At 71.5% G+C, this 26,169-nt stretch carries 26 protein-coding genes; 5 read left to right on the top strand and 21 right to left on the bottom strand.

Going from position 1 to position 26,169, the window contains the following annotated elements:
* Positions 1 to 81 precede the first annotated feature (81 nt).
* The 11 genes from J2Z30_RS21240 to J2Z30_RS21190 all read right to left on the bottom strand — a co-directional run bounded on the left by J2Z30_RS21240 (position 82) and on the right by J2Z30_RS21190 (position 12,715).
* A complete protein-coding gene (locus tag J2Z30_RS21240; protein ID WP_044566874.1) occupies positions 82 to 573 on the bottom strand; it encodes a MarR family winged helix-turn-helix transcriptional regulator in 492 nt (163 codons plus the stop codon).
* 74 nt (positions 574 to 647) lie between these two features.
* On the bottom strand, positions 648 to 1,160 hold the full coding sequence (locus J2Z30_RS21235) for a copper chaperone PCu(A)C (RefSeq protein ID WP_044580702.1): 513 nt from the start codon (positions 1,158 to 1,160) through the stop codon (positions 648 to 650).
* An 83-nt stretch (positions 1,161 to 1,243) separates the two neighbouring features.
* On the bottom strand, positions 1,244 to 3,529 hold the full coding sequence (locus tag J2Z30_RS21230; RefSeq protein ID WP_044566877.1) for a heavy metal translocating P-type ATPase: 2,286 nt from the start codon (positions 3,527 to 3,529) through the stop codon (positions 1,244 to 1,246).
* Positions 3,529 to 3,786: a hypothetical protein gene (locus J2Z30_RS21225; protein WP_044566879.1), complete on the bottom strand. Its 258-nt coding sequence runs from the start codon at positions 3,784 to 3,786 to the stop codon at positions 3,529 to 3,531. The genes J2Z30_RS21230 and J2Z30_RS21225 overlap by 1 nt, the downstream gene beginning before the upstream one ends.
* A 179-nt stretch (positions 3,787 to 3,965) precedes the next feature.
* Positions 3,966 to 4,901, bottom strand: coding sequence for an L-tyrosine/L-tryptophan isonitrile synthase family protein (locus tag J2Z30_RS21220; protein WP_044566881.1), 936 nt, complete (start codon positions 4,899 to 4,901; stop codon positions 3,966 to 3,968).
* Between the two features lie 188 nt (positions 4,902 to 5,089).
* Positions 5,090 to 6,364 (bottom strand): cytochrome P450 family protein, encoded by a 1,275-nt coding sequence (locus J2Z30_RS21215; protein WP_044566882.1) that lies wholly within the window; start codon positions 6,362 to 6,364, stop codon positions 5,090 to 5,092.
* 12 nt (positions 6,365 to 6,376) lie between these two features.
* Complete coding sequence (asnB, locus tag J2Z30_RS21210) at positions 6,377 to 8,203, bottom strand: asparagine synthase (glutamine-hydrolyzing) (RefSeq protein WP_044566884.1); 1,827 nt, start codon at positions 8,201 to 8,203, stop codon at positions 6,377 to 6,379.
* 39 nt (positions 8,204 to 8,242) lie between these two features.
* On the bottom strand, positions 8,243 to 9,673 hold the full coding sequence (locus J2Z30_RS21205; RefSeq protein ID WP_078956398.1) for an MFS transporter: 1,431 nt from the start codon (positions 9,671 to 9,673) through the stop codon (positions 8,243 to 8,245).
* Positions 9,670 to 10,467: an ABC transporter ATP-binding protein gene (locus tag J2Z30_RS21200; protein WP_044566886.1), complete on the bottom strand. Its 798-nt coding sequence runs from the start codon at positions 10,465 to 10,467 to the stop codon at positions 9,670 to 9,672. The genes J2Z30_RS21205 and J2Z30_RS21200 overlap by 4 nt, the downstream gene beginning before the upstream one ends.
* A 74-nt stretch (positions 10,468 to 10,541) precedes the next feature.
* Entirely contained in the window at positions 10,542 to 11,621 is a 1,080-nt protein-coding gene (locus tag J2Z30_RS21195; RefSeq protein WP_044580704.1) for a FecCD family ABC transporter permease, read from the bottom strand.
* Between the two features lie 17 nt (positions 11,622 to 11,638).
* A complete protein-coding gene (locus tag J2Z30_RS21190; protein WP_209468774.1) occupies positions 11,639 to 12,715 on the bottom strand; it encodes an ABC transporter substrate-binding protein in 1,077 nt (358 codons plus the stop codon).
* Positions 12,716 to 12,958: 243 nt separating this feature from the next.
* Here J2Z30_RS21190 and J2Z30_RS21185 point away from each other — a divergent pair, with 243 nt between their 5' ends.
* Positions 12,959 to 13,276: a GNAT family N-acetyltransferase gene (locus J2Z30_RS21185; protein ID WP_044580706.1), complete on the top strand. Its 318-nt coding sequence runs from the start codon at positions 12,959 to 12,961 to the stop codon at positions 13,274 to 13,276.
* 245 nt (positions 13,277 to 13,521) lie between these two features.
* Here J2Z30_RS21185 and J2Z30_RS21180 read toward each other — a convergent pair whose 3' ends face one another.
* Both J2Z30_RS21180 and J2Z30_RS21175 read right to left on the bottom strand, forming a co-directional pair.
* On the bottom strand, positions 13,522 to 14,358 hold the full coding sequence (locus tag J2Z30_RS21180) for a DUF8017 domain-containing protein (RefSeq protein WP_245388258.1): 837 nt from the start codon (positions 14,356 to 14,358) through the stop codon (positions 13,522 to 13,524).
* Positions 14,359 to 14,445: 87 nt separating this feature from the next.
* Positions 14,446 to 15,138: a TetR/AcrR family transcriptional regulator C-terminal domain-containing protein gene (locus tag J2Z30_RS21175; protein WP_052701119.1), complete on the bottom strand. Its 693-nt coding sequence runs from the start codon at positions 15,136 to 15,138 to the stop codon at positions 14,446 to 14,448.
* Between the two features lie 129 nt (positions 15,139 to 15,267).
* Between J2Z30_RS21175 and J2Z30_RS21170 the strand changes: the two genes are divergently transcribed.
* The 3 genes from J2Z30_RS21170 to J2Z30_RS21160 are packed head-to-tail and all read left to right on the top strand — an operon-like array spanning position 15,268 to position 17,716.
* Positions 15,268 to 16,371: an MBL fold metallo-hydrolase gene (locus J2Z30_RS21170; RefSeq protein WP_052701120.1), complete on the top strand. Its 1,104-nt coding sequence runs from the start codon at positions 15,268 to 15,270 to the stop codon at positions 16,369 to 16,371.
* A complete protein-coding gene (locus tag J2Z30_RS21165) occupies positions 16,368 to 16,931 on the top strand; it encodes an ester cyclase (protein ID WP_044566888.1) in 564 nt (187 codons plus the stop codon). The genes J2Z30_RS21170 and J2Z30_RS21165 overlap by 4 nt, the downstream gene beginning before the upstream one ends.
* Entirely contained in the window at positions 16,928 to 17,716 is a 789-nt protein-coding gene (locus J2Z30_RS21160) for an MBL fold metallo-hydrolase (protein WP_044566890.1), read from the top strand. Before J2Z30_RS21165 ends, J2Z30_RS21160 begins: the two co-directional genes overlap by 4 nt.
* 54 nt (positions 17,717 to 17,770) lie before the next feature.
* Here J2Z30_RS21160 and J2Z30_RS21155 read toward each other — a convergent pair whose 3' ends face one another.
* Both J2Z30_RS21155 and J2Z30_RS21150 read right to left on the bottom strand, forming a co-directional pair.
* Positions 17,771 to 18,463 (bottom strand): SDR family NAD(P)-dependent oxidoreductase, encoded by a 693-nt coding sequence (locus J2Z30_RS21155; protein WP_044566891.1) that lies wholly within the window; start codon positions 18,461 to 18,463, stop codon positions 17,771 to 17,773.
* Positions 18,460 to 19,356 carry an NAD(P)H-binding protein gene (locus tag J2Z30_RS21150; RefSeq protein ID WP_044566892.1) on the bottom strand — a complete coding sequence of 299 codons (897 nt, stop codon included), beginning with the start codon at positions 19,354 to 19,356 and terminating at the stop codon, positions 18,460 to 18,462. Before J2Z30_RS21150 ends, J2Z30_RS21155 begins: the two co-directional genes overlap by 4 nt.
* A 68-nt stretch (positions 19,357 to 19,424) precedes the next feature.
* Here J2Z30_RS21150 and J2Z30_RS21145 point away from each other — a divergent pair, with 68 nt between their 5' ends.
* The gene (locus J2Z30_RS21145) at positions 19,425 to 20,237 is read left to right on the top strand and encodes a LysR family transcriptional regulator (RefSeq protein ID WP_044566893.1); all 813 of its coding nucleotides are present in this window, start codon (positions 19,425 to 19,427) and stop codon (positions 20,235 to 20,237) included.
* Between the two features lie 12 nt (positions 20,238 to 20,249).
* On the opposite strand, the gene larC is transcribed toward J2Z30_RS21145, so the two are convergent.
* The 6 genes from larC to J2Z30_RS21115 all read right to left on the bottom strand — a co-directional run bounded on the left by larC (position 20,250) and on the right by J2Z30_RS21115 (position 26,132).
* Positions 20,250 to 21,461 (bottom strand): nickel pincer cofactor biosynthesis protein LarC, encoded by a 1,212-nt coding sequence (larC, locus tag J2Z30_RS21140; RefSeq protein WP_078956399.1) that lies wholly within the window; start codon positions 21,459 to 21,461, stop codon positions 20,250 to 20,252.
* On the bottom strand, positions 21,454 to 22,137 hold the full coding sequence (larB, locus tag J2Z30_RS21135; protein ID WP_044566894.1) for a nickel pincer cofactor biosynthesis protein LarB: 684 nt from the start codon (positions 22,135 to 22,137) through the stop codon (positions 21,454 to 21,456). Before larB ends, larC begins: the two co-directional genes overlap by 8 nt.
* Entirely contained in the window at positions 22,134 to 22,958 is an 825-nt protein-coding gene (gene larE, locus J2Z30_RS21130; RefSeq protein WP_052701121.1) for an ATP-dependent sacrificial sulfur transferase LarE, read from the bottom strand. The genes larB and larE overlap by 4 nt, the downstream gene beginning before the upstream one ends.
* Before the next feature lie 2 nt (positions 22,959 to 22,960).
* The gene (locus J2Z30_RS21125) at positions 22,961 to 23,242 is read right to left on the bottom strand and encodes a hypothetical protein (RefSeq protein WP_044566895.1); all 282 of its coding nucleotides are present in this window, start codon (positions 23,240 to 23,242) and stop codon (positions 22,961 to 22,963) included.
* Entirely contained in the window at positions 23,239 to 24,663 is a 1,425-nt protein-coding gene (locus tag J2Z30_RS21120; RefSeq protein WP_044566896.1) for a lactate racemase domain-containing protein, read from the bottom strand. Before J2Z30_RS21120 ends, J2Z30_RS21125 begins: the two co-directional genes overlap by 4 nt.
* 125 nt (positions 24,664 to 24,788) lie before the next feature.
* Positions 24,789 to 26,132, bottom strand: a complete 1,344-nt coding sequence (locus J2Z30_RS21115) for an MFS transporter (protein WP_044566897.1) — start codon at positions 26,130 to 26,132, stop codon at positions 24,789 to 24,791.
* Positions 26,133 to 26,169 lie beyond the last annotated feature (37 nt).

The following is a 26,169-nucleotide window of genomic DNA, read 5'->3' as shown; positions in this document are numbered from 1 at the left end:
TACCGGAAAACCCCGATGGCAAGCGTCGAGCCACGCGGGGAGCCGCTCGCCCTGGCGCCCGGTGAGAGCCACCGCCTGACATCACCAGTTGGTGTGTGCCTGGGAGCCGTTCGGCACCGCGGGCTCGCCGCCCGCTTCCGTGAACGCCTGCAACGCGTCGATCAGATAGCGACGCCGGCCCGGCGGCATGGCCTCGACGATGCGTGCGATCTCCTGCCGACGCCGATCGGTGGCCTCAGCCACGATCCGCCGCCCGCCCTTGGTGAGCGAGATCACGCTGGTGCGCCGGTCCTCCGCCGAGACGCCGCGCGCGACCATCCCCGCCGCGACCAGACGGTCGATCATGCGCATCGCGGTCGACGGCTGTACCCCCAACTCGCCCGCCAGCCCGGACAGGCTCAGCGGCCCCCGGCCGTCGAGCACCACCAGCATCCGGAACTGCGGCAGCGTCAGGGACTCCTCCACCGCGGCCAGCGACCGGGCTGAGACGGCGACCAGCAGCCGGGACGCGGTCAGCAAGGCGGAGACCATCGCCTCGGCATCGGACTCGGGGGCTGGAGAACGGCGCGGCATACGCCCTTTCTACCGTCTCGACCCGCCGTACGGGGCACCGGCCGCCTCCCATGCCCGCGCTCGAACACGCTCACTCAGCCCTCGCCGGGCCGCACGACGACGGCGTTGGCCTCGACACGTCCGCCGTGTTCGAAACGGAGGGTGAAGGGCACCAGGTCTCCGGCCCGCCAGCGGGCCGTGGCCGGGACGGTCACATCACTGGTGAACGGTGACATGTCGAGCGTGCCGCCTGCCGGAACCGGCAGGGACTCCGCGGCCTGCGGGTAGGCCGATCCCCGCCCGGTCATCCGGTGACGGCTGAGCGAGATCCCCCCGGTGACCGCGGAGGACGTCACCTCGACCAACCGGTCCCGCACCCCGCCGGTGTTGGTGATCCGGAAGAACGCGGCGGTCCGGGGCACTCCCGGGGCGGGCAGGAAGAGCCGCGCGTCGGTGACGTCGACGCGCGGGGGCCTGCCCGCGTTGCCCGAGGCGGTCCACACGGCGAGACCACCCAGCGCCAGGACACAGGCGCAGGCCGGGGCGACCGCGGCCAGTAGGGAGTCCGTGAGGCGACGGTGGCTGGGTGTCCAGGAGGGGTTCGTCATCGGGCGGGTCTCCACCTCGGTATCGGGCCCGGGGCCGCGGTCGCGGTCGCGGGCAGGCGGTCCACAAGCGGCGAACAGGAGCATCACAGGGGTGTCCGGGCGGCGGGCCGGGTGGGTCGTCCGCCGGTCGGTGACGGCCGCCAGACACGCAGTCGCAGGCTGTTGCCGACCACGAGCAGTGAGCTTGCCGACATCGCGACCGCGGCCAGCATGGGGTTGAGCAGGCCGACCATGGCCAGCGGCACGGTCACGACGTTGTAGCCGAAAGCCCAGAGCAGATTGGCCCGGATCGTGCCCAGCGCACTGCGGGCGAGGCTGACCGCGTCCGCCAGGGTCTCGATGTCACCGCGCACCAGGGTCACGTCGGCCGCCCCGATCGCCACGTCCGTGCCCGTGCCCATGGCGATGCCGAGGTCGGCGCCGGCCAGGGCGGCCGCGTCGTTGACACCGTCGCCGACGACGGCGACCCGGTAGCCCTGCTCCCGCAGCTCGCGGACGAGGGCCGCCTTGCCCTCCGGGGTACAACGGGCGTGCACCTCCTCGATGCGGAGGTCGGCGGCGACGGCACGGGCGGGCGCCTCCCGGTCGCCGGTGGCGAGCACCGGTCGCACCCCCAGGCGGCGGAGCCGGTCCACGGCCCGGTAACTTCCCGGTCGCAGGACGTCCCCGATCTCCATCAGTGCCTCGGTCTCGCCGTCGACGCGGACCACGACCGGTGTGCGGGCGGCGGTCCCGCCGACCGGCAGCGCCCGAGCCAGGGCGGGCGGCAACGCGTCGTCCGGGGCCAGGACCTCGATCAGCCGGCCAGCCACCCGCCCGCGGACGCCCCTCCCCGGCAGCGCGAGGAAGCCGGTCACGGCCGGAAGCGGCTCCCCGGGAACGGTTCGCCGGGCATGGGCGGTGATGGCGCGCCCCAGCGGATGTTCCGATCCCTGTTCGACCGCGCCCGCCAGCCGGACCACCCGCTCCTCGCCGAGTCCGCCCGGCACGGCCGTGACCCGGGCGACGCTCATGTGCCCGGAGGTGAGCGTGCCGGTCTTGTCGAGCACCACGGCATCGAGGTGCCGCAGTCCCTCCAGCGCCCGCGCCCCGCTGACCAGGACACCGAGTTGGGCGCCCCGGCCGGTCGCCGCCATCAGCGCGGTGGGGGTCGCCAGGCCCAGCGCACAGGGGCACGCCACGACCAGGACGGCCACGCACGCGGTGATCGCCGCCTGCGGCTCGGCGCCGGCCCCGAGCCAGAATCCGAGCACCGTGACGGCCAGGGCGAGCACGACGGGGACGAACACCCCCGCGACCTTGTCGGCGAGCCGCTGCGCCCGTGCCTTGCCCGCCTGGGCCTCGGTCACCAGCCGGGTGATCCGGGACAGTTGGGTGTCGGCCCCCACCGCGGTGGCCCGTACGAGAATCAGCCCTCCGGCGTTGACAGCACCGCCGATCACCGGCGCGCCGGGGCCGACCTCCACCGGCTCGCTCTCCCCGGTCACCAGGGAGAGATCGACGGCCGAGCCGCCCTCCACGACCGTGCCGTCGGTGGCCAGGCGCTCCCCGGGCCGGACGGCGAAGACCTGGCCGACCCGCAGTTGTGCGATCGGGATCAGGCGCTCGCCGTCGCCGTCGCGTACCGAGACCTCCTTGGCGGCCAGCCGGGCCAGGGAGCGCAGTGCCGCGCCGGTTCCCCGGCGGGCCCGTGCTTCCAGGTGGCGGCCCGCCAGGACGAACAGCGGTACGCCGACGGCGGCCTCCAGATAGATGTGGGCGACGCCGTCCGAGGCGGTGGGCACCAGGCTGAACGGCATCCGCATGCCGGGATCGCCGGCGCCGCCGAAGAACAGCGCGTAGCAGGACCAGGCGAAGGAGGCCACGACTCCCAGCGACACCAGGGTGTCCATGGTCGCCGCCGAGTGTCGCAGTCCGCGCGCCGCCCGCAGGTGGAAGGGCCAGGCTCCCCAGACGACGACGGGCGCGGCGAGTACGAAGCACAGCCACTGCCAGTCGCGGAACTGCAGACCGGGAACCATCGACAGGACCAGCACCGGCAGCGCGAGCAGTGTCGTGATCACCAGCCGGTCGCGCTCCTGCCGGGCGTCCTCCGCTTCGTCCTCGTCCTCGTTCTCGCGCCGTCGCTTCCCGGGCGGCTCGGGGAGCGCCGCGGAATAGCCGGCCTGCTCGACGGCCGCGATCAGCTGGTCCGGGCCGACCCCGGGCGGGTGGTTCACCCGGGCCCGGCCGGTGGCGAGGTTCACATTCGCCGTGACCCCGTCCAGCCTGGCCAGCTTCTTCTCGACGCGCCGCACACAGGCCGCACAGGTCATTCCGCCGACGGCGAGGTCGGTCACGACCGTCAGGGAAGTCGAGTCGGCGGCCATCAGCGCCCGCTTCCGTGGTCCGTGCCCATGCCGTCCATGTCCATGCCGCCACCGCCGTGGCCGCCTCCTGAGCCGTCCTGTGTCGTGCCGGTGCGGTGCATGCCGGGGGCGACGGGCCCGGCGCTCGTGCCGACGGCGTAGGAAGCGGCGAACACCACCACGAGCAGCAGGAGGAAGCCGCACAGCGCCGGCGGGGGCCATGCTCCGGACAGCGACGCGGCCGCCCGGCGGCGGGCAGGTTGGCGGTTCTGCTCCATGTGACGAAACTCCGATCGCTTCGTACGGCCTCAGCCAATCCGGCCGTACCGGTAGAGGAGTCGGAACGACCGGCATCCGAGTTCCGATGCCTCGCTGTGACGCGGGTCACAACGGGGGCGCGGGCCATCGCCTGGCCCTGGCCGGTGTGTTCGGCCTGCCCGGCGAGCGTGTGACGGGCTCAGTCCTGTTCGTAATGGCTCGGTCCGCCGTGACGGTGGACGAGGCGGCCGAGCTGTTCCGCGCGGGTGCGGGGCATGAGGGTCCAGGTGCCGTCGGTGCGGTGCAGGGCGGCGGAGTGCCAGGGGGTGGTCCAGACGTCGGGGGCGTCGAGGAGCCGGATGCCGAACTTCGCGGCGCCGATGGGCTGGGGGTGAATGGACAACCGGACGGCGCGAGGGTGGTGCTCGGCGATCAGATCGCCCCAGGCGCGACTGCGCTGAATGACGCCGTACGCGCGTCTGCGGCATTCGCGTTGGAGGGCGGAGCGGGTGCCGGTGAAGTCCGCGGTGTCGTCGAGGAGGAATCGGGTGATGCCCCGGTACAGGGCCAGGGTGTGGCCCTCGGAGCGGACCTCCGACCGCAGCGCCTCCAGGGTCGGGGCGTACCGCTGGTGCACCCGGGCGCGCTTGGCGCCGTGGGGCAGGTCGCCCAGCACATCGCGCAGGTCGAAGACGGAGAGGCGGTGCAGGTCCGCCTCCCGTATGAGGTGTCCGAGCGCGTCCGCGTAGGCGTCTATGTGGTCGTCCGGGACGCGGATGAGGTCGCCGAAGACATGGCCGTCGGAGCAGATGATCACGCGGGCGCCCGGCGCGTGGATCCGCTCGATCTCCCCGCACAGGGTGTTGAGGAAGCCGAGGGACAGGCGTTCGCCCTGGTCGGGGAGGTGGCCGAGGACCTTGGCGGGGTTGGGGGACTTGCAGGGGAAGCCGGGCAGGGTGAAGACCACGGGTTCTCCGGCGCGTACGAAGCCGGCGATCTGGCGCAGTTGGTGCGGGAACGCCACCGCTCCCCCGGGCGCAGCGGCGGTCGTGCGGTGGTGTGGCAGGAGCAGGTTGAGGATGGCGGCGCTGATGCCGCTCGTGGAGCGGGTGTCCGGCGTGGTCGTCAGCGGCATGGATGGGGTCCTCCCGGAAGGTGTGCGAGGCGTGCGGGCATGGCCGTACGGCGCCTCGGCGTGGTGCGCCGGGCGCCTACGGGTGGGAGCGGGCGGGAGCGGGCGGATCGGCCGGGCCGGCCCGCGCACGGATGACGGGCGGCACCGGTCCCGTGGGCCGGGTGGGGCCCGCGGTCACCGGCGCTGGGTCAGGTGCGCCGGCCGTAGCCGACGGGCAGGTGGTTGGTGCCCCGTCCGAGGACCGCCGGGATCCACTCGATGTCCTCGTCGTCGATGGCCAGGTGCAGTCCGGGGAGGCGGGCCAGGAGGGTGTCCAGGGCGATCTGGAGCTCGGCTCGGGCGAGGGCGGCGCCGGGACAGAAGTGGATGCCGTGGCCGAAGGCCAGGTGGGGGTTGGGCGAGCGGTCGAGGTCGAGTGCGTCGGGGTCGGGGAAGCGGCGCGGGTCGCGGTTGGCGGCGCACAGAGAGATGATCACCGAGTCACCGGCCGGGATCCTCGTACCGTGCAGGTCGCCGTCCTGGTCGAGGAAGCGCCACGTGGTCAGCTCGAAGGCGCTGTCGTGGCGGAGGAGCTCGTCGACCGCGCGGGGCGTCAGGCCGGGGTTGTCGCGCAGCCGGGCGAGCTCGGCGGGGTGGCGGAAGAGGGCGATCAGGGCGGTGGTGATCTGGTTGGTGACCGGCTCCTGGCCGGCCACCAGGAGCTGGAAGATCATCGAGTCCAGCTCCTCCGGCGACAGCTCTCGGCGGTCGCGGGCCACGACGAGGCTGCTGAGCAGGTCGTCCTCCCGGTGTTCGCGCTTGTGGGCGACGACGCCGGCGATGTAGGCCTGCAGTCCGTGCAGGCGGGCCTCGTACAGCGGACGCCCGGGGTCGGCGGGGCCCACCGGCTGGACGACCTTGCCCCAGTCGCGGTCGAACCGGGCGGCCAACTCGGGTGGCAGGCCGATCACTTCGGCGAGGACCCGGAAGGGGAAGTGGGCGGCGAAGCCGGTGACGAGGTCCGTGGGACCGGTTTCCGGGAGGGCGTCGACGAGGGCGTCGGCCAGCTCTTGGAAACGAGGCCTCAGCCGCTCGATACGGCGCGGGGTGAAGGCGTCGGTGACGAAGCGCCGCATGCGGGTGTGGTCGGGCGGGTCCTGGTGCAGGAGGTGGACCTGGAGCTGGGAGTGTTGTGGCTCGGGCATGATCGAGGCACGGGCGCGCCAGTGGTCGTTGCCGCGGTCGTGGCTCTTGCCCAGGCGGTCGTCGTTCAGCGCGGCGTGGGCGGCCTCGTAACCGGTGACGAGCCAGGCGTGCACACCGCTGGGGAACAGGACGCGATGGACGGGACCGCTCTCGCGCATCCGCTCGTACAGCGGATAGGGATCGGCCTTGTACGGGCAGCCCATGAGCGGGACCGGGTCGGTCAGGGGTTCGCGTGGGCGGTCCGCGTCCATGGTGGGCAGAGGCTCCTGGGGGGTCATGCAGGGCGCTCCTCAGAGGGCGAGGTCGGGCTGGTGGTGGTCGAGCCAGAGGGCGAGGTCGACGACGCGTTCGAGGCGGAGCCGGTGGCCCCACCGGAGTTGATCGGGCGCGGTGTCGAGGCAGGGTTTGATGCGGGTCTCGTCGGCGAGGGAGCGGACCCGGTCATCGGCGAGTGCGTCGCGGGCCATGTCCTGCAGGCCACGGTTGTAGTCGGGGTGGTGGGTGGCCGGGTAGTGGTTCTTGGGCCGGTGCAGCACCGACTCGGGCGCCAGCCCCGTGCCCGCCGCGCGCAGCAGGCTCTTCTCCCGGCCGTCGAAGCTCTTCAGCGCCCATGGGGAGGTGAAGGCGTACTCGACGAGCCGGTGGTCGCAGTAGGGGACGCGCACTTCGAGGCCCTGTGCCATGCTCAGCCGGTCCTTGCGGTGCAGGAGCTGGCGCAGCCAGCGGGTGAGCGACAGGTGCTGCATCTCGCGTTGCCGGTGCTCGGTCTCCGACTCGCCTTCGATATGCGGTACGGCGGCCAGGGCGCCACGGTATGTGTCGTCGCGGAACTCGCCGATTCGCAGGTCGAGTTCGGGGTTGAGCGGCATGGCGGCCTCGTCGCCGGTCACCAGCAGCCAGGGGAAGGTGGGCGCGGCGAGCGCCTTGGGGTCGTGGAACCAGGGGTAGCCGCCGAAGACCTCGTCGGCGGCCTCACCGGACACGGCGACGGTGGAGTGTTTCCGGATCTCCCCGAAGAGGAGGTAGAGGGAGGTGTCCATGTCGCCGACACCGATCGGCGGGTCGCGGGCCACGACCACGGCCCTGCGGTGCTCCGGGTCGAGCAGAGCGCGCGGGTCCAGCACGACCGTGCTGTGATCGGTGCCGATGAACGCGCCCGCCTCGGTGGCGTACGGGGTGTCGTGGCCGGTGCGCAGGACGTCGCCGGTGAAGCTCTCGGCCTGGTCGCTGTAGTCCACGGCGTAGGAGCGGATGCGGGCGTCCGGGCCCTCGCGCAGGCGCAGTTCGTCGGCGAGCAGGGCGGTCAGGACGGTGGAGTCGATGCCGCCGGACATCAGGGAGCACAGGGGGACGTCGGCCTCCAGCTGGGCGCGGGCGGCGGTGCTCACCAGGTCGTGCACGCGGGCGACGGTCGCCTCCCGGTCGTCCGGGTGGACTCCGGCCTCCAGCTGCCAGTAGCGGCGTTCGCGGATGCCGTGCCGGTTCAGCAGGAGCAGGCCGCCGGGCTCGACCTCCCGTACGCCTGACCAGACCGTCGGACCGGTGTTGAACAGCAGGCTGTACGCCTCGCGCAGGCCGTCCGCGTCCACCCGCGGCCGGATCTCCGGGTGGGCGAAGAGTGCCTTGGGTTCGGAAGCGAAGGCCAGACCGCCGTCGACGGCTGCCCAGAACAGGGGTTTGACACCCAGCCGGTCGCGGACCAGGAGCAGCCGCCGCTTCCGCTCGTCCCACACCGCGAACGCGAACATGCCGTCCAGGTGGTCGGCCACCGCCTCGCCCCACTCGGCGTAGGCGCGCAATACCACCTCGGTGTCACCGCGGGTCCGGAACTCATGGCCCAGGTTTCTCAGTTGGGCGCGGAGCTCATGGTGGTTGTAGATCTCACCGCTGTAGGTGAGGACGCTCGTCGGGACATCCGGCCGGTCGGTCATCGGCTGTACGCCGCCTTCGATGTCGATGACGGCCAGGCGACGGTGACCGATCGCGGCGTGCTCGCCGAGCCAGACTCCGCCCGCGTCGGGCCCGCGCGGGGTGAGAGTGGCGGTCATGGCCTCGATGACCGGGGCCTGGGTGCGGGCGTCCTGGTGGTAGGACACCCAGCCGGTGATTCCGCACATGGGTTACGACTCCTCGGTGAGGGCTTGAGGACCGATGGCTCAGCGGGGTGCGGCGGGTGCCGTGTCGGTGACGTTCTCGGGGAGGTTCGCCGGACCTCGGGCCGACAGGGCGAGCAGGGGCACGGCGAGGCAGGCGGCGGTGGCGGCGAGCGCCAGGGCCGTCCGCGCGCCGCCGTCCGGGCCCGTCAGCCTCCAGGCCGCCGTGGCGAGAGCCGGGCCGAGCGTGAAGCCGAGGCTGCGGGCGAGCTGAACCGTGGAGCCGACCGTGGCGGTGCGGCCCGGCGGAGCGGCGCCCATCACCAGGGCCTGGGTGGGTCCGCCGGTCAGCCCCATGCCGAGTCCGGCCAGGACCAGCCGCCAGGCCACGTCGGGCGGGGACCAGCCGTCGCCCGGCAGGACGAGCAGCAGCAGTCCGGTGGCGGTGAGGGCGGCACCGGCGACCGCGACGGGTCTGGCACCGTAGCGGTCGGCGAGCCGTCCGCCGAGGGGGCCCGCCAGCCCCATGCCGAGGGGGAAGGCGAGCACGGTCAGGCCCGTGGTGGTCGCGCTGACGTCCTCGTCGTGCTGGAGGTGCAGGGCGACCACGTAATGCATGGCGGCGAAGCCCACCGCCAGCGCCAGCACCGCGCCGTGCACCCGCAGCAGCCCCGCGGCCCGCAGCACATCGGTCACCGGTCGGCCACCCGGGCCCCGCAGCCACCACCACAGCGGCGGTACGGCGACAAGGGCGAGGGGGAGCCAGGCGGGCGCGTCGGAGACCAGGGTCAGGGACAGAAGCAGGATCGTCACTCCTGTGGCCGCCAGGGCCGCATCGACAAGAGAGCGCCGGTCCGGGCGGCGCGGGCGCCCCGACCGGGGCATCGCCCGCCACACCACCACCAGCGCCACCAGGCAGAGCGGGATCTTGACCAGGAAGATCCAGCGCCAGCCCAGATGGTCCAGGACCAGCCCTCCGACCGCCGGTCCGATGACGGCACCCAGGGGACCGAGGGTCGCCGGCACGCTCATCGCGCGCCCGCGCAGTTCCGGCCGCACGGAGCGGACCGCCAGCACCGGCATCAGCACGAACAGCACGGCGCCGCACGCGCCCTGTCCGATCCGGGCGGCGATCAGCCAGCACGCCCAGGGGGACGCGGCGGCAAGCGCGCTGCACAGCCCGAAGCCGGCGGTCGCGGCCAGCAGCGCGGGGCGGACACCCATGTCGTCGAGCCAGCGACCGACCGGCAACAGCAGGGCGACGACCGGGAGTTGATAGCCCAGGACCACCCACTGCGCCGCCGCGGCCGACACCCCCAGGCCCTCGGAGATGTCCGCGAGCGCCACGTTCACGATGTTCATGTCGAGCATCGCCACGAACGACAGGACGCCCGCCACCGACACCAGGAGCCAGCGGTCATGGACTCCGGATGCGTCCCCGGGCCGCTCCGGCACGTCCCCGCGCCGCTCCGCACCGGAAGCGTCGTCCGTCATGCACCCTCCCTCTGACCATCCACCGCGTTTTCGCGATGGTCGAGGGCGATCAGCGGGTCCCCGGTCAGCGGGTGCTCGATCACGGCCGCGCGCACGCCGAACACCTCGGCCAGCAGGGGCGGTCGCAGCACGTCACGGGGTGCGCCGGAGGCGACCACGCGGCCGTCGTGCAGGACGTGGAGCCGGTCGCACACGGAAGCGGCGGCATTGAGGTCATGCAGCGAGACCAGGGTCGTACGGCGGTGGCCGCGCAACAGGGCGAGCAGCTCGACCTGATGGCGGAGGTCGAGGTGGTTCGTCGGCTCGTCCAGGACCAGGACGTCCGTCGCCTGGGCGAACGCGCGGGCCAGCAGTACGCGTTGGCGTTCGCCGCCGGACAGCTCGTCGAAGCGGCGGGCGGAGTGGTCCGCCATGCCGACATCGGCGAGGGCACGGGCGACCATGTCCCGGTCGGCGGCGTCTTCCCCGGCGAACGCCCGCTTGTAGGGGGTGCGCCCCATGGCGACGACCTCACGCACGGTCAGCTCGAAGTCCGCACCGCGCTCCTGCGGTAGGGCCGCGATGTGCCGGGCCGACCGGGCGGGGCTCAGCTCGCGGATGTCGGTGCCCTGGAGCAGAACGCGCCCGGCGGTGGGCTTCAGATGCCGGTACACGGTCCGCAGAAGCGTGGACTTGCCACTGCCGTTGGGCCCGACCAGGCCGGTGATCTCGCCCGCGGCCGCGATGAGGTGGGCACCGGCCACGACCGTGCGCCCGGCATACGCGACATTCAGGCCCTCGATGTCGATCCTCAACCGACGCTCCCCCGGTCCGTCCTCGGCTCCCACTTCCCCGGGCAGGACCGCCTCCCCTGTCCTCCGTCCGGTCCTCAACTCCCGCTCCCCAACCGCCGGTCCAGCAGATACAGCAGCGCCGGAGCGCCGATCAGCGAGGTCACGACCCCGACCGGCAGTTCCTGCGTGTCCATGGCCGTGCGGCACACGAGGTCGACCACCACCAGCAGCAGCGCGCCGAAGAGCGCCGACACGGGCAGCAGCCGACGGTGGTCACCGCCGACGACCAGGCGGCAGACGTGGGGGACCATGAGCGCGACGAAGGCGATGGCCCCGGAGACCGCGACGAGGACGCCGGTGAGCAGGCTGGTGACCGCGAACAGCTCACGGCGCAGCCGCACGACGTCGATGCCGAGCCCGGCGGCCGTCTCATCACCCATCAGCAGCGCGTTGAGCCCCCGGGCCCTGGCCTGGAGCAGCAGCAGGACCGCCGGAACCGCCACCGCCGGGGCGGCCAGCAGGGGCCAGCTCGCGCCGCTCAGGCTGCCCATGAGCCAGAACAGCACACTGTGCGTCTGCTGCTCGTCCCCGGCCTGGAGGACGAGGTAGCTGGTGAAGCCGGACAGGAACTGCCCGATGGCCACCCCGGCGAGCACCAGTCTCAGCGGCGCGAATCCCCCGCCGCGCCGGGCCACCGCCCAGACGAGAGCGAAGGTGGCCAGGGCTCCCGCGAATGCGGCGCCGGACAGGCCGAGACCAAGAGCGCCCCCGGTGCCGAGGCCGAGGACGATGGCGGCGACGGCTCCGAGGGAGGCGCCGTTGGAGACGCCAAGGAAGTACGGGTCGGCCAGTGGGTTGCGGACGAGGGCCTGCATCGCCGTACCGACCAGACCGAGCCCGGCACCCACCAGCGCAGCCAGCAGAGCGCGCGGAAGGCGCAGTTGCCAGACGATCAAGTCGTTCGTACCGGGCCTGGGGGCATGGCCGGTCAGTCTGCGCCAGACCACGCTCCACACCTCATCCGGCGGGATCGACGTGGAGCCCCAGGCGACCGCCGCCGTGACGGCCACGAGCAGCGCGACCGCGAGGAGCAGCGCCAGCGGCCCGGCGGGTACGGAACGCCGGGCGCGCGCGGGGGTGTCGGTGGCGCCATCGGTGGCGCCCTTCCTGCTCACCGTGGTGTCGAGCACGGTCAGCCGACCTTGCCCGGGTAGAGGGCCTTGGCGATCTTCTGAACGGTGTCGGCGTTCTCGACACCGGCGATGGTGGTCTGCTCGGAGCCGATGCGCAGGAAGTGGCCTTCCTTGACGGCCTTCAGGCCCTTGGTGGCGGAGTTCGACTCGAGCCACTTCCGCGCCTCGTCGAACGCCTTCTCGTTCGCCGCCCGGCTGCCCCGGTTACGGACGCCCAGCTGGATCCAGTCCGGGTTCCTGGAAATGACATCCTCCCAGCCGACCTGTTTGTAGTCGCCGTCGCAGTCGGCGAAGACATTGCGGGCACCGGCCAGAGTGATCACCGCGTTGGCGACCTGCCTCTTGCAGACTGCGGTGGGCTGCTTGGTACCGGCGTCGTAGTCGAAGAAGAAGTACGTCGGCCGCTCGTCCTCCGCAGTCCTGCCGACCGCTTTCTGGACGGCGCCCACCTTCTCCTTCATGCCGTCGACGAGTTCCTTCGCCTTCGCGCTCGTGCCGGTGACCGCGCCGAGGGAGGTGATGTCGGCCTCCACCGCGGACAACTCGGTCAGCGCGCGCTTGTTCCGCGCCGCACAGGCGGTGGACTTGAGGTAGATGTGCTTGATCCCGGCCGCCTTGTACTCCTCCTCCGTCGGAGCGTCGCCCATGCCGCCGCCCATGTTCATCGAGGCGAAGGTGTCGATGTACACATCCGCGCCGGAGCCGAGGAGCTTCTCCTTCGGGATCACGGATCGGGCGAGCACCTTCACCTTCCGCGCCCGCGCGTCGAGTTCACCGGGCAGCGTGCCCTTGCCGGGCGGGAAGCCGGTGCCGAGCACCTTCTCACCGGCGCCCAGGCGGAGCAGCAGCTCCAGACTGGAGGCGTTACTGGTGACGATCTTCTCGGGGGCCTTGGAGAACGTGGTCTCGGCGCCCGTGCAGTCGGTGACGGTGACCGGGTAGTCGCCGGTGGCGGGCTTCTCGGCGCCGGCACTCGCCTTGTCGCCGTCGCCACTGCCGCCCCCGTCGCCACAGCCCGCCACGAGGAGGCCGCTCAGCACGACAGCCGCCGTACCCCACCACACACGAGAACGCATCGAAACTCTCCTGGATCCACTTGGTACACGGCGAGGGAACGTCGCCCCGGTCCAGTAGTCGTGGCGGAGATGGCGTCGGTTCCCGCCCGTTGGCAGGCATGCGAATGCCGTCCCGCGGCAGCCTCCCGCGTTTCAGCCCTCCGAGGGTGTGCCCCAGCCCGGTACCGGGTCACCGACATCGTGCGCGGCGAAGAAATCCGCGACTTCGGCGGCTTCTTCCGCGTCCGGCTGATCGTTGTCGGAATGACTTCCGGCTCGGACCATGCCCGGCATCGATACGGGATCCTGGTCGACGGTGAGCGCGCCGGCCTGACCGCGTACCGCGACCGCGGTGAGCAACGCGTCTTCCATCACACGGAGGTCGGCGACGCGTTCGCCGGGCAGGGCCTGGCCGCGCTGTTGGTCGAGCGGGCACTCACCGACGTACGCGACTCCGGGAAGCGGATGGTGCCCGTCTGCTCGTACGTGGCCAAGTTCGTCGAGAAGCACGGTGAGTTCGCCGACATCACCGACCCCGTGACCCCCGATGTCCTGCGGTGGCTGGAAGCGGAGCTGGACTGACGCACCTGGACGAGCCGCTGCCCCCGACGATGGGCCAGTACCAGGGACTACGCGGAGTGGAACAACAAGGCGGTCGGTTTACTTCAGCGTCTTCAAGCCCGGCGACTACAACGTGGACTCGCTCAAAAGCGTGAACCGCCCCGGGTGCGGCCGGACCCGTTTCCGGGTCCGGCACCCGAACATCCGGCGACCCCCGTACGGCTCCGTGGCCTGGCAGCTCGCCCTGCCCGGCAGCCGGCCGGTGGTCAGCTGCCGGTGGACCGGACGGTGCTCATGATCTTCTTGAGCTGGGCGTCCGTCAGCGCCTTCGGGACTCCTTGGTCCGCGTAGATCACCCAGCCGTGCATCGTCCCGTCGGGGAGCTTCTGCGCGACGCTGTGCACGACGGCCTTCGGCGGAACGCATGAGCTCGGGCGGTTGGTGACGGTGACCTGGGCGGTCGCGGTGTAGCCCTCAATACCCCCCTGCTTCCACGGCTTGGCCTGGCTGACCTTGATCTTGGGCTTGTGGTCCGCACCGCCGTACGCGGCGAAGCCCCAGTTGCCCGCCCAGTTGCGGGCGTTCTCCTGGAGCGTGCCGTCCTTGCCGCCGCCCGTGGTGCCGACGGTGGCGAGCTGCCCCTTCCCCGCCTCACCAAAGGCCTTGGGATTGGGGCTCGACGAGCAGCCGCCCTCACGGTAGTTGCCGGCCGCGGTCATGACGACGATCGGCTGGCCGTTCTTGTCCGTGTAGGAGAGGGCCGTGTCCTCGTCGAGGACCTTCCACTTGTCGGCCTTGGTGGGCACGTCGTATTGGAAGTGGTGCTTCTGCGAGGTCTGCGTCTGCCACCCCGTGAACAACGGCCGATCACCCGAGGGGCTCGCCGGGGCGGAGGACTGGGACGACCCCTCGGAAGGCGCCTTCGACTCCGCGGCACCGGTGTCCTTGTCCGTGCCGCTGCCGGTGTCCTCGTTGCATCCGCTCAACGCGACGGCCATGCCGATGCCGACGGCCGCGATCAGGGTCTTCTTCATCCGCCGGGACGGCATCGAGGTGGACTGTGGGTGCTGTGCATGGTTCTTGAAGATCTTTGGCTGAGACATGACCGGCACTCTAGGCGAGCCGCGTCGCCACACATCACCAGGTGAGCGCCCCACCGCAAGACGGATACCCACTCGTGACACATCACATCAAGCTGATACGCGCGGTGGGGCCTCGTAGGCAACGCCGACCTTGGCGGCCAGGCCGGAGATCATCAGCTCCAGGCCGTACTGGAACTCCGCGTCGTGATCGCTGTCGGCCAGATAGGGCGCCGTCGCGGTCAGAATCGGGTCTCCGGAGGCCGCGATGGCCTCGGTGCGCTGCTGGACCTGGTCGCTGTCCATGGCGCCCAGATAGATGGCGTAACCCAGTTCGCGCATGATCGAGCCGACCATGAATGCGGTGTAGCCGCGCAGGACGTGGACCGTCTCCTCGGGGGCGAGGCGGAGTTCGTCGAGGCAGGCCAGCGTCGAGCGCATGGCCTCCAGGGCGGCGGGCGACTGCGTGGGCCGGGTCAGCACCAGGGGGAACGCCTTCGGGTGCCGCTTGGCGGCGGCGCGGAAGGCGGCGGCGTGCGCCCGGATCCGCTGCTGCCAGCTTCCGCCCTCCTCCTCGGGAAAGGCGATACCGGCCAGCAGCGCTTCGGCGACGCCGTCGAGAAGGGCCTCCTTGTTCGGTACGTGGTTGTAGAGCGACATGTTCTCGATGTCGAGCTCCGTGGCCAGTCTGCGCAGCGAGAAGGCGTCGGGGCCATCGCGGTCGATCATCGTCACCGCTGCCGCGATCACCTTTTCGCGGGTCAGGCCGACCCGCCTGCCACGGCCGGTTCCTCGCGCCGTCATGCGTCACCTTCCCTTGACATCACTTACGTCGCAAGTCTAGCGTTCCGGCCCACAAGACTTGCGGTGCAAGTGTCGCGGTGGGCGATCGCACTGGCTTCACGATCTGACCAGGGAAGAAGGACTCGATCGATGGAACTCGCCTGGCAGGACACCGACGTCCTCGACATGCCCACGCCCGGCACCCCGATCACCACCCTCGGCGGCCTCGCGGACCTACCCGGCGGCTACGGCGCACAGCTCGGGTGGGCCCGTACGCGGGCGGAGGCGCTGCGTACCGAGTTCGCGGCGACCGGTACCCCGGACACCGTCACCACCTGCGACCTGGTGACCCTGCCCTATCCGACGAGGTTCGGCCTCTTCCGTGCCTCCCGGGCCATCGCCCCGTTCCTCGCCATCACCAACCGCATGCTCGTCATCCGCTGGACCGAGAGCGACGGGCGGCGGCGGGTGCTCCTGTTCGAGCCGAGCGATGTCCAACTCGGCCGCAACACCCCGTACTTCGCCGCGCTGGCCCGCCGCACACCCGGCCCGGTGCGATCCCTGATGGTCACCGAACACGGCACCGTCCTCGGGCATCTGGCCCGGCTCGGCATCGCGCCCGAGGACGTCGACTACCTCCTCTTCGACCATCTGCACACCCAGGACCTGCGCCGGTGGATCGGCACCAGCACACCCCAGCCGGATTTCGGCGACGGTCCGGTCGAGCCCGCGTTCCCCCGCGCCAAGGTGATCGTGCAACGGCATGAACTGCTGGCCATGTCCGAGCTCCACCCACTCCAGCGGCCCTGGTACCAGCCCGAGGCCTATCGGGATGTGCGGCCCGAGGCCTTCCTCGCCGCCAACGGCTCGCTGCTCCTCGGCCCCGGCGTCGCGGTCATCTCCACCCCCGGCCATGTGCTGGGCAACCAGACCCTCCTGCTGAACACCTCCAGCGGCATCTGGGCGTCCAGCGAGAACGCCATCGCCGCCGAGTGTCTGACCCCCGAGCACTCCCGCATGCCCGGCATCGCCCGCTGGGCCCGCGCCTGGCAGCAGGAGGTCGTCCTGAACGCCAACACCATCGAGACGACGGCCGAGCAGTACAACTCGCTCGTCATCGAGAAGACGCTCGTCGACCGCGCCCAGGCCGACCCCCGCTTCCTCCAGTTCTTCCCCTCCAGCGAGCTGACCGCCGCCTGGACCAACCCCGGCACCGGCCCCACCTTCACCCACAAGGCAGTGACTCACCGATGACCACCGTGATCAGCGACGAAATCCTCGCGTCCCGCCAGAAGCTGGTCCTGGACCACTTCCACGACGAGGTCCGCCAGGAGTGGGACGACGTCCTGGCCACCTTCCCGCATCCGCGCTACGAGCTGATCCCCACCATGACGGTCCACGACGGCGACACGGCCGTACGCGGCTACTACCGCGACAGCCGCCGCGCCTTTCCCGACCAGGACCACGAGATCATCGCCCTGCGCCACAGCGGCGACGCCGTGATCGTCGAATTCTGGCTGCTGGGCACCCACCTCGGCCCGCTGGGCGCGATCCCGCCCACCGGAAACCGCTTCCGTGTCCGCATGACCGCGTACTTCATCTTCGGCGACGACGGAGACGGGGCTGAGAACCTCGTCTGCGAGCGGATCTACTTCGACAGCCTCACGCTGCTGAAACAGCTGATCGGCGGCCTGAACCTGCGCAACCCGCGCAACTGGCCGCTGGCCGTCCGCTGCCTGCGCGGACTCCTCAAGGAAGCCGGCGGCACCCCGCACCCCGCCCTCGTCAACACTCCGAAGGCGGACCTGTCGTGAAGGTCCACCACCTCAACTGCGGCACCATGCACCTGCGCGGCGGGCCGCGGCTGGTCTGCCACGTCCTCCTTGTCGAGACGGACGCACAGGGGCTCGTGCTCGTCGACTCCGGCTTCGGCCTCATGGACATCGCCACCCATGGCCGCCGCGTGGGCCCGGCCCGCCACTACATCAAACCGGCCCTGGACCTCGAAGAAACCGCCGCCCGCCAGGTCGAACGGCTCGGCTTCCACCGCGGCGACGTCCGCCACATCGTCCTCACCCACTTCGACGCCGACCACATCGGCGGCCTCGCCGACTTTCCGCACGCCACCGTCCATGTCACCGCGGCCGAGGCACACGGCGCGATCCACGCCCCCTCCTGGCGGGAACGCCTCCGCTTCCGCCCCGCCCAGTGGGCCCACGGCCCGAGCGTCGTCGAACACAGCCCGGACGGCGAGGCGTGGCGCGGGTTCGCCGCCGCCAAGGAGCTCGACTCCGTCGCGCCCGGCATCGTCCTGGTCTCCCTCCCCGGCCACACCCGCGGCCACGCCTGCGTCGCGGTCGACACCGGCACCCGCTGGATCCTGCACGCCGGGGACGCCTTCTACCACCCCGGCACCCTCGACGGCCGCGCCCCCGTGCCCGCGGCCCTCCGCGCCATGGAGGCGGCCGTCGCGTACGACCTGGAACAGGTCCGCGCCAACCACGCCCGCCTCGGTGAGCTGCACCGGCGCGCGGAACCCGACCTGACGATCATCTGCGCCCACGACCCGGCCCTGTACGAGAGGATGCGGGCCGGTTGAGGGAAGAGCCCGGGTGGCAGCCGCCGCACCCGGGTGCGGCGGCTGCCACCCGGGCTACCAGGGCACGAGCTGGTCCTGGTGGTTGAGGAATTTCAGGCCCGGTTCGCCGCTGTGGCGGTCGATCGTGTCCACCACGCCCACGATGGACTGGTCGATGGTCAGCGGTGCGTGTGGTCCGCCGAGTTCGGTGCGGACGTGGCCGGGGCACATGAGCAGCAGCGTGTGCGCGGCTTCGGCGTACCGGGCGGCGTAGCTGCGCATCAGCTGGTTCAGGGCGGACTTGCTGGCGCGGTAGACGTCCTGGCCGCCCTTGGTGTTCAGGCCGAGGCTGCCCTGGCGCGAGGACATGACGCCGATGGTCCCGGCCGGGGCGACCAGCGAGCGGAGGGACTCGACCACGCGCATGGGGCTGAGCGCGTTCGTGACCATGACCTCGGTGAACATCTCCGTCGGTACGTCGCCGATCGGAATGTTGCCCCTCGTGATGGCGGCGTTGACGAACAGCAGGTCGAGCGTGCGATCAGCAAGGCGCTCGCGCAGCGCGGCGATCTCGTCCGGCTCCGTCATGTCCACCGACTCGACCGTGACCCGGCCCCCGGATGCCTCGGCCAGGTCATGGAGGCCGGTGCGCCGCTCGCCCCGGACGGTGCCGATGACGTTCCAGCCGCGGTGCGCGTACTCGGTGGCGAGGCCGAGTCCGAGGGTGCGGGACGCGCCGACGATGAGAGCGGTCCTGGGGTCGTTCACGCCTGGACCGCCGGCTTGAGGACCTCTTCGCACCACTGGCGGAAGGTCGTCGGACTGGCGGTCTCGGGGGTGCGCCGCACGCCCTCGTCGATGCCGTCGTCCTTGGAGCGCATCATGTCGACGTAGCCCTGCACGATGGCGTCGCCGACGCCGCGCCCGGTGAATGCGGCGCGGAGGTCCTCCAGCGACTGCCGCTGGTAGCGGATCGGACGGCCGAGCACCTCGGACATGACGCGCGCCATGTCGTTCGCCGAAAGGTCCTCGGGGCCCAGCACCGGGACCTCGCCCGTCCCCGCCCACGAGCGGTCGAGCAGCAGACCGGCGGCGGCCGCGGCGATGTCTCCGGTGGTGGCCGTCGGTGCCGCGCGGTCGGCGGCGACGGTGTCGGTGAACACGCCGTCGTCGCGGATCGAGGCCACCTGCCGCAGCAGGTTGTCCATGAAGCTGGGGCAGGCGAGCGCCCGGTAGGCCACGCCCGTGCCCGCGATGAGGTCGTCCATGGCCAGCGAGGCCGTCACATGCCCGGCGCGGCCCGCGGCGGGTGTGCCGCGGCCGAGAGCCGAGACGCCGACGACGTGTCCGACCCCGTGGACCGTGAACGCCTTCGCCGCGGCGCGTGCGAACCCGGAGTAGGCGGCGTCCAGACTCGGCGCCTGCGGGTGTGGCGGGGCCAGCCAGAAGACGGCGTCCGCGCCGGCGAAGGCCCGGTCGACGACCTCGTCGTCACCGTGCGAGCCGGTGACGACGTCGACTCGGGCGCGGACGGCATCGGGGAGCTTCCCCGGGTCGCGCACGATGACACGCAGCTCTTCGCCCCGCTTGGGGGCTTCGTTGAGCAGGATTCCCATGACCCGGCCGCCGATCTGGCCGGTGGGAGCGGTAATAACGATCATGTTGTGAGTCTCGGGGCGGACAACCCGTGGCGTCCAATACCTTCCCCGGCAATTGATACCTTGAGGGCATGGATCTCGATCTGCGCAAGCTCCGCTATTTCGCCGCGGTGGCCGAGCACCGGCACTTCGGCCGGGCCGCGGAGCAGCTCTTCATCGCCCAGCCGGTCCTCAGCCGCCAAATCAAGGCGTTCGAGCAGGAGTTGGAGTGCGCCCTGCTCGTACGGACCACCCGCAGCGTGGAGCTGACCCCCGCCGGGAAACAGCTCCACGAGGAGGCGCAGCGGATCCTCGGGGCGGTCGACGCGGCGGTGCGGCGCGTACACGACGCCGAACGGGGCGCCCAGCGCCTCGTCGTCGCCTTCTCCCCCGGGCTGCGTGTGTCGGCCGCGATCCGGGCCTTCACATCGCGCCACCCGGACGTCGAGACCGACGTCGTCCCGGCTCAGTGGTGGCAACCGGACGCGCCGCTCCGGGACGGCCGGGCCCAGGTCGCATACCTGCGCCAGCCCTTCGACGCCTCGGGGTTGCGCACCATCCCCATCGGGCACGAGCCCAGGGTCGCCTGTATGCCCGCGACGCACCCGCTGGCGCGCCGCGAGAAGCTCACCACCGCCGACCTCGACGGCGAGAAGATGATCACCGCGACGACACGGCCGATGTCCTCGATCGAGGAGAAGTTCGAGCTCATCGCCACCGGGCACGGTATCGCGCTCATCTCCATGAGCGCCGCGCGCTCCTACTCCCGCCCCGACCTCGTCCACCTCCCCGTCACGGACGCCCCAGGGGCCGAGACCTGCCTGGCCGTCGCCACGGACCGGCCCGAGAGGCAGCTGCTGCGCGACTTCCTGGAGATCGCCACCGCGACGCTGCGGCGCGCCTGAGCGGACTTCGTCTCACCCGCCCCGGCGCTGGAACTCGGTCATCAGCTGATCCACCACCACACGCAGTGGCAGGTCCAGGGCCCGAGCGGCGGATTCCACATCGGAGAGCTCCGGTTTGACCGTACGGCTCCCGTCCCCGACCTCGGACACCTTGACGCCGATGTGCTGCCGCCGCCCCTCGGGTCCGATGGCCACGGTCACCGACCGGCGGGGCAGGGTGGCCCGTTGCCAGGACGACCAGCGCACGCCCACCGTGGTGGTGTGGCGGAACACCGTGTCGACGACCGCTTCCCGCAGGCTTTCGTCGCACAGGGCGGTGAGGACCTGTCCCTGCCGGCCGTGCCGGGCGGTGATGGAGCTCGTCCAGCAGTCCCAGGCGCCGGCGGCCCGGACGGCGGTGAGCACCGACGGCCACAGCTGCGGGTCCATGTCGTCGATCGTGGCCTCGACCACGAGCACATCGCCGGACGGCCTGCGCACGGTCTCCTGGAGGGTGCCCACGACGACCCGGGTGATGTTGGGGCGGTCGGCGGGGTCCCGGGAACCGCCACCGATGCCGACGCCGCGCACCGTCATGGCGGGGAACGCCCCGGGCCGGGCGAGCGCGGCGACCAGGGCCGCCCCGGTGGGGGTCGTGCGCTCCCCCTCCAGGTCTCCCTCGGTCAGCGGCAGGCCCGCTCCCGCGGCGATGCCCAGCACCGCCGGGGTGGGCACCGGCAACCGGCCGTGCTCGGCGCGTACGGTGCCGCTTCCGGACGCCAGTGGCGAGGTCGTCACCACGGGATTTCCGATGAGCAGCCCGAGGTCGTCCAGCGCCGCCGCGCAGCCCACGACGTCGGCCAGCGCGTCGAGCGCCCCCACCTCGTGGAAATGCACCGCTGTGGGGTCGATTCCGTGTACGCCGCCCTCGGCGTGGGCGAGCACCTCGAACACCCGCCTGGCATAGCTCCTGGCGTCCGCGCCCAGCTCCGCCGACCCGACCAGCGCGAGGACGTCGTCCAGGTGTCGGTGCGCCGGAGCTCCCGCGGGGACGCTGACCTGGGCGCGCAGGCAGCGGAATCCGCCGCGGCGGCCGGGTTCGAGGCGTACGGCGACGCCGAGGCCGAGCGACGCCACCGCGGCGGCGACCCGCCCCCGGTCCGCGCCCGCGTCGACGAGAGCGGCCATCAGCATGTCGCCGGCCAGCCCGGACGTGGCGTCGATCCAGCAGGCCCGCTCAGCCATGGCACGCCACTTTGAGGATCTTCGCGACATGCACGGCGGCACCGAAGCCATTGTCGATGTTGACCACGGCCAGCCCGGGACTGCAGGACGACAGCATGGTCAAAGCGGCGGCGACGCCCCCGGTGGCCACGCCGTAACCGACGCTGGTCGGCACGCCGACGACCGGGGCCGCGACAAGGCCGGCGACCACGCTGGGCAGGGCTCCGTCCATTCCGGCCACGACGACGAGACAGTCCGCCGCGCGCACCTCGTCCAGCTTCGCCAGCAGCCTGTGCAGTCCGGCCACTCCGACATCCGCCATCACCTCGGCGCCCACGCCCAGTGCCGTCAGCGTGGCCAGGCATTCACGGGCCACCGGCAGGTCGGTCGTGCCCGCGGTCAGGACCAGGGCATGCCCCGCCGGTGGTGGCGGCTCTCCTACGGTGACCGTCGCGGCCGTCCGGTCGACGCTCACCACCTCGCCCGGAAACGCCTCGGCCGCGGCGTCGAGGACCGCTTCGGGGCAGCGGGTCGCCAGAGCCGGGCCGGTGCGGTCGTGCGCCCGCAGCTCGGCCAGGAGCCGCAGCGTCTGCTCGGGCGGCTTGCCCGTGCCGAAGACCACCTCGGGGACGCCCGTTCGCGTCCTGCGGTCCACATCGAGCCGGGCGTAACCACCGACTCCGACCGGCCCGCTCACCGGCTCCGCTCCACCGGAGTGACCGACAGGTTCAACGAGCCGGAGCGGAAGGGCCGTTCATCGATCTCCACCTGGTCGTAGCCGGCGGCCCGCACGGCCGCCACCACCGCGGCGCGCTCCCCGGGATCGCCCGCCCGGACGAGTTCTTCGGCGGCCAGCTGCACTCTGCCGAGCCGCCCGTAGTGCCGCACCCGCAGCACCCGGTAGCCGAGCCGCTTCAGCGCCAGCTCCGCCCGGTCGACCTGCTCGAGCACGGGAGCGCTGACGGCCGTGCCGTACGGGAGGCGGGAGGCCAGACACGGGGAGGCCGGCTTCTCGGCGGAGGGCACGGCCAGGGCGTGGGCCAGCGCCCGGACGGCTTCCTTGCCGAGACCGGCCTCCAGCAGGGGATGGCGTACACCGTGCTCGGCCGCGGCGCGCAGTCCCGGGCGCCAGTCGCCGATGTCGTCGGCGTTCGCGCCGGACAGCACCGCCGCGTAGCCGCGCCGCGCCGCGAGTTCGTCCAGCCGGTCGTAGAGCTCGGACTTGCAGTGGTAGCAGCGGAAGCGGTCGTTGCGGCGGTAGCCCTCCCGGGCCAGCTCGGCGGTGTCGACGACTTCATGGGCGATACCGACCGAGGCGGCCACGGCGCGCGCTCCCTCGAGCTCACCGGTGGCGAGCGCGGACGACACGGCCGTCACGGCCAGCGCCCGTGCCCCGAGCGCTCGCGCCGCCACCGCCGCCACCAGCGACGAGTCGACGCCGCCCGAGAAGGCGACGACGGCGCTGCCGACGGCGCCGATGCGCGCGGTCAGGGCCTCCAGCGGAGTGGTGGTGTGCACGGTCAGCCCTCCTTGGGTTTCTTCGCCTTCGCGGCGGCGATCAACTCGTCCGACGGCCACCCGTCGTCGAGTGCCTGGCACACCCGCAGAAACGCCCCCGGATCACGGCCATGACGGCGGGCGGCCAGGGTGATCGGCTCCCGCGGGGCTCCACCGCAGTAGACACAGCCCACGCCTATCGCGGACAGCAACCGCATCGCGGAGCCGTCGGGATGCCGCCCGATCAGTTCCGTGATGGTGGTCGAGCCCCGGACCGGTGACCGGGGCGGGCCGCCCTGATTCACCGCGGCGCCTCTTGCGGGAAGCGCAGGGGCTGGGCGTCCAGCCGGACCAGCTCGCGGGGCAACTGGTACCGGGCGAAGGGCAGGATCGCCACCTTGGCGTCGGGGCCGTGGCGCTCCATCGCCGCCGCGAATGCCGCGTCCAGCGAGGTGGTGGCGTCGATGCCGATGTCCTCCGCCATGGCGAGGTTCTCTTCGAGGGTGACCAGGGTCAGGTGCTTGCGCACCATGACCTCGTAGATCGGGGCCCAGATGCAGCCCGCCCACATCTGGATCTCACGGGCGTGGATGTCCCCCAGCAGCCGGTGGTAACCGGCCTCGGAGGGTGGCATGTAGGGCTTCATCAGGTCCATCAGGGCCAGGCCGGGGAAGAAGCCCGTCTCGGTTCGCACACCGGGCGAGGGACTGGTGTAGATGATGGTGCCGCCGTCGCGCACCACGTAGTCGGCTGACATGCAGCCCCAGCCGGTGTGGAAGAACAGATGGTCGGTGGGCGCGAACACCCCGCAGACGACGATGTCGGCCGGACCGCTTTCGGCCACCGGGCTGTCGAAGGCGTAGATCTCGTTGAACCGCTCGATGGTCCTGCGGTGCGACACCGGATGTGCCCCGAAGTTCATCTCGATCACCTTGCCGCGGGTGTCGAGCAGGACGTCCAGGGTCGCGGTGAGCCCGGCCATCGTGGCGATCTCGTCGATGTCCGAGCGCATCGGTCCGGCCAGTGCCCCGTAGTGCGTCTGGGGCGACATCACGAAGTTGCCGTGGTTGGCCTCGATGGTGATGTCGGCGCACACCCCCGGCATGACCAGCTTGCCGCCTCCGCCGTAACCCCAGTGGTTGGCTTGTGCCTGTCCGATCGCGATCACCACGTCGTGGCTGGTCACGGACTCATGCACCCATGCGGGCGTGCCCCGCGAGGTGACGCCGAGGTGGGTGTAGACGTCGTAGTTGAGGGGGTCGTTCTGGATCAGCGGGATACCCAGCCGGGCCATGCGCGCGAGGTTGTCCCGGCCGACCTTCTGCTCGATGTCGCGCTGCGACATCGATATGACCTTGCCGTTGCCGGTGATGACGGTGGCCTTGGTGGTACCGGCTCGTTCGATCTCGTCGAGCACCGCCGGGAGGATCTTCGAGGCCGGGGTGGGCCGGAACTGGTTGTCGATGATGACCGTGATGCTCCGGCCGCCCTCGAGCAGCTGCGCGAGACTCGGCCCGGCCACCGGGTTGGCCAGTGCGCGCCGCGCCTCGTCGGTGGTGTTCTTCACCGCGGGGGGTTCGTCGGGGTAGATCGCCGCGAGCAGGTTCCGCTCGGGGAAGTCGAGGCCGAGTTCCTCGCGGCGGACGTTGCTCTCGTCGTCCATGACGCCGATGGTCAGCGGGTCCAGCGATTCGTAGGGAATTCGTGCGTGGAATGTTCCGGTCATCGTCGACCTCTTCGCAAGCGGCGTAACCATGCTCAATGGACCGTATGTTTAAGATGGTTGATCAATATATCGGAAGCTAGGCGAGATTTCAGATGCTGTCAACGCTCGCGCATGCGCCGACCCCGTCACAGACCGCTTCCGACCTGCTCGGCCCGTTCCGGCCGCCGGCCGAAGGACACCGAGCCCCGGGTTTCCGGAACGGCGATGAGCGTGACGACGAACACCAGGCTCGCCCCGGCCAGGAAGAACACCAGCCGCGAGGGCACATCGGTGAGATCGGGACTGAGCAGGCTGACGAAGGTCGGCATGAGCCCGCCGAGCATGAAGCCCAGGTTCCAGCTGACCGCCGTCCCCCTGGCCCGCAGCTCCGTCGGATACCGCTCGTTCAGGAAAATCATCAGTGGCGCGTAGGCCGCGTTGGACAGCATCACCATGAGCACGCACAGCACCGCGACCACGGTGCCGCGCTCTCCCCCGGCCGCCGCGATGGCCCACACCACGGCCGGCAGGGCGAGGAGGTTGCACAGCCCGAATCCCAGCATGGTCCTGCGACGGCCGACCCGTTCGCTCAGCTCCCCAGCCCCGATCGCCGCGACCACCACCGCCACGCTGCACACCAGGAGGATGAGCCCGCGCTGGCGTTCGGTGACGGGCACGATCTCGCTGAGCAGGGTGGGCAGGAAGCCCGACGTCAGGTAGTACTGCGCCCCGCCACCGGCCGCGACGGCGACGTTCAGTGCGAGGATCTTCTTGCCCCTGCCGCGGAGGAGTGCACGGAACGGCACCGGCTCGGGGGCCCGGTCGGTGTCGTTTCCCTCCCAGGCCGGTGATTCCTCGACCCTCCTGGCGACGAACAGGCTCAACAGCGCACCGGCGAGCCCGCAGAAGAACAGCACCCGCCAGCCCCAGGCATCGAAGGCCGGACCGGGAAACGCCGCGGAGACACCGATGTACGCCACGCTGGCCAGCGCCCCGCCCAGGCCCGCCCCGCCGGCACCGATCAGTCCGCTCATCAGACCCCGCCACCGCGGGCCGATGCTCTCCGTGCCCAAGGTGTGCGTGGTCGCGGTGACACCGCCGACGAACAGGCCCTGGGCCACCCGGAGGGTCAGGAAGAGGACCGGAGCGAGCACACCGACGGCGGCGTAATTCGGCACCAGTCCCATGGCCGCCGTGGTCACGCCCACGCCGCTCATCACCACGACCATGGCCTTCTTGCGGCCCCTGCGGTCGGCCACTTCGCCGAAGAGCGCGGCACCCGCGGGACGCATGACCACCGTGACGGCGAACGAGCCGAACACCGCGGCCATCCCGAGAGTCGGATTGGATGTCGGGAAGATGCTCTTGCTGACCGGCCCTGCGACGTAGAGCAGCAGGAACAGATCGAACAGGTCGAACGACCACCCCGCGACCGAGGCGAAAACCGCGGCACCTGGTGACTTCGCGGGCTGGTGGGTGGCGGGACTCATGGTGTGCTCCTCGTCTCGGAGTGGGCATACGGGAGGG

It is taken from the genome of Streptomyces iranensis (assembly GCF_017874715.1).
In the GTDB taxonomy this organism is placed as follows: Bacteria; Actinomycetota; Actinomycetes; order Streptomycetales; family Streptomycetaceae; genus Streptomyces; species Streptomyces iranensis.
This window is presented reverse-complemented; position numbering and strand designations above follow the sequence as displayed.

Coding starts and splice junctions, on each gene's coding strand:
- J2Z30_RS21240 (WP_044566874.1), bottom strand. CDS start 573: ATGCCGCGCCGTTCTCCAGCCCCCGAGTCCGATGCCGAGGCGATGGTC.
- J2Z30_RS21235 (WP_044580702.1), bottom strand. CDS start 1,160: ATGACGAACCCCTCCTGGACACCCAGCCACCGTCGCCTCACGGACTCC.
- J2Z30_RS21230 (WP_044566877.1), bottom strand. CDS start 3,529: ATGGCCGCCGACTCGACTTCCCTGACGGTCGTGACCGACCTCGCCGTC.
- J2Z30_RS21225 (WP_044566879.1), bottom strand. CDS start 3,786: ATGGAGCAGAACCGCCAACCTGCCCGCCGCCGGGCGGCCGCGTCGCTG.
- J2Z30_RS21220 (WP_044566881.1), bottom strand. CDS start 4,901: ATGCCGCTGACGACCACGCCGGACACCCGCTCCACGAGCGGCATCAGC.
- J2Z30_RS21215 (WP_044566882.1), bottom strand. CDS start 6,364: ATGACCCCCCAGGAGCCTCTGCCCACCATGGACGCGGACCGCCCACGC.
- asnB (WP_044566884.1), bottom strand. CDS start 8,203: ATGTGCGGAATCACCGGCTGGGTGTCCTACCACCAGGACGCCCGCACC.
- J2Z30_RS21205 (WP_078956398.1), bottom strand. CDS start 9,673: ATGACGGACGACGCTTCCGGTGCGGAGCGGCGCGGGGACGTGCCGGAG.
- J2Z30_RS21190 (WP_209468774.1), bottom strand. CDS start 12,715: ATGCGTTCTCGTGTGTGGTGGGGTACGGCGGCTGTCGTGCTGAGCGGC.
- J2Z30_RS21185 (WP_044580706.1), top strand. CDS start 12,959: ATGACTTCCGGCTCGGACCATGCCCGGCATCGATACGGGATCCTGGTC.
- J2Z30_RS21180 (WP_245388258.1), bottom strand. CDS start 14,358: ATGTCTCAGCCAAAGATCTTCAAGAACCATGCACAGCACCCACAGTCC.
- J2Z30_RS21175 (WP_052701119.1), bottom strand. CDS start 15,138: ATGACGGCGCGAGGAACCGGCCGTGGCAGGCGGGTCGGCCTGACCCGC.
- J2Z30_RS21170 (WP_052701120.1), top strand. CDS start 15,268: ATGGAACTCGCCTGGCAGGACACCGACGTCCTCGACATGCCCACGCCC.
- J2Z30_RS21165 (WP_044566888.1), top strand. CDS start 16,368: ATGACCACCGTGATCAGCGACGAAATCCTCGCGTCCCGCCAGAAGCTG.
- J2Z30_RS21150 (WP_044566892.1), bottom strand. CDS start 19,356: ATGATCGTTATTACCGCTCCCACCGGCCAGATCGGCGGCCGGGTCATG.
- J2Z30_RS21145 (WP_044566893.1), top strand. CDS start 19,425: ATGGATCTCGATCTGCGCAAGCTCCGCTATTTCGCCGCGGTGGCCGAG.
- larC (WP_078956399.1), bottom strand. CDS start 21,461: ATGGCTGAGCGGGCCTGCTGGATCGACGCCACGTCCGGGCTGGCCGGC.
- J2Z30_RS21120 (WP_044566896.1), bottom strand. CDS start 24,663: ATGACCGGAACATTCCACGCACGAATTCCCTACGAATCGCTGGACCCG.
- J2Z30_RS21115 (WP_044566897.1), bottom strand. CDS start 26,132: ATGAGTCCCGCCACCCACCAGCCCGCGAAGTCACCAGGTGCCGCGGTT.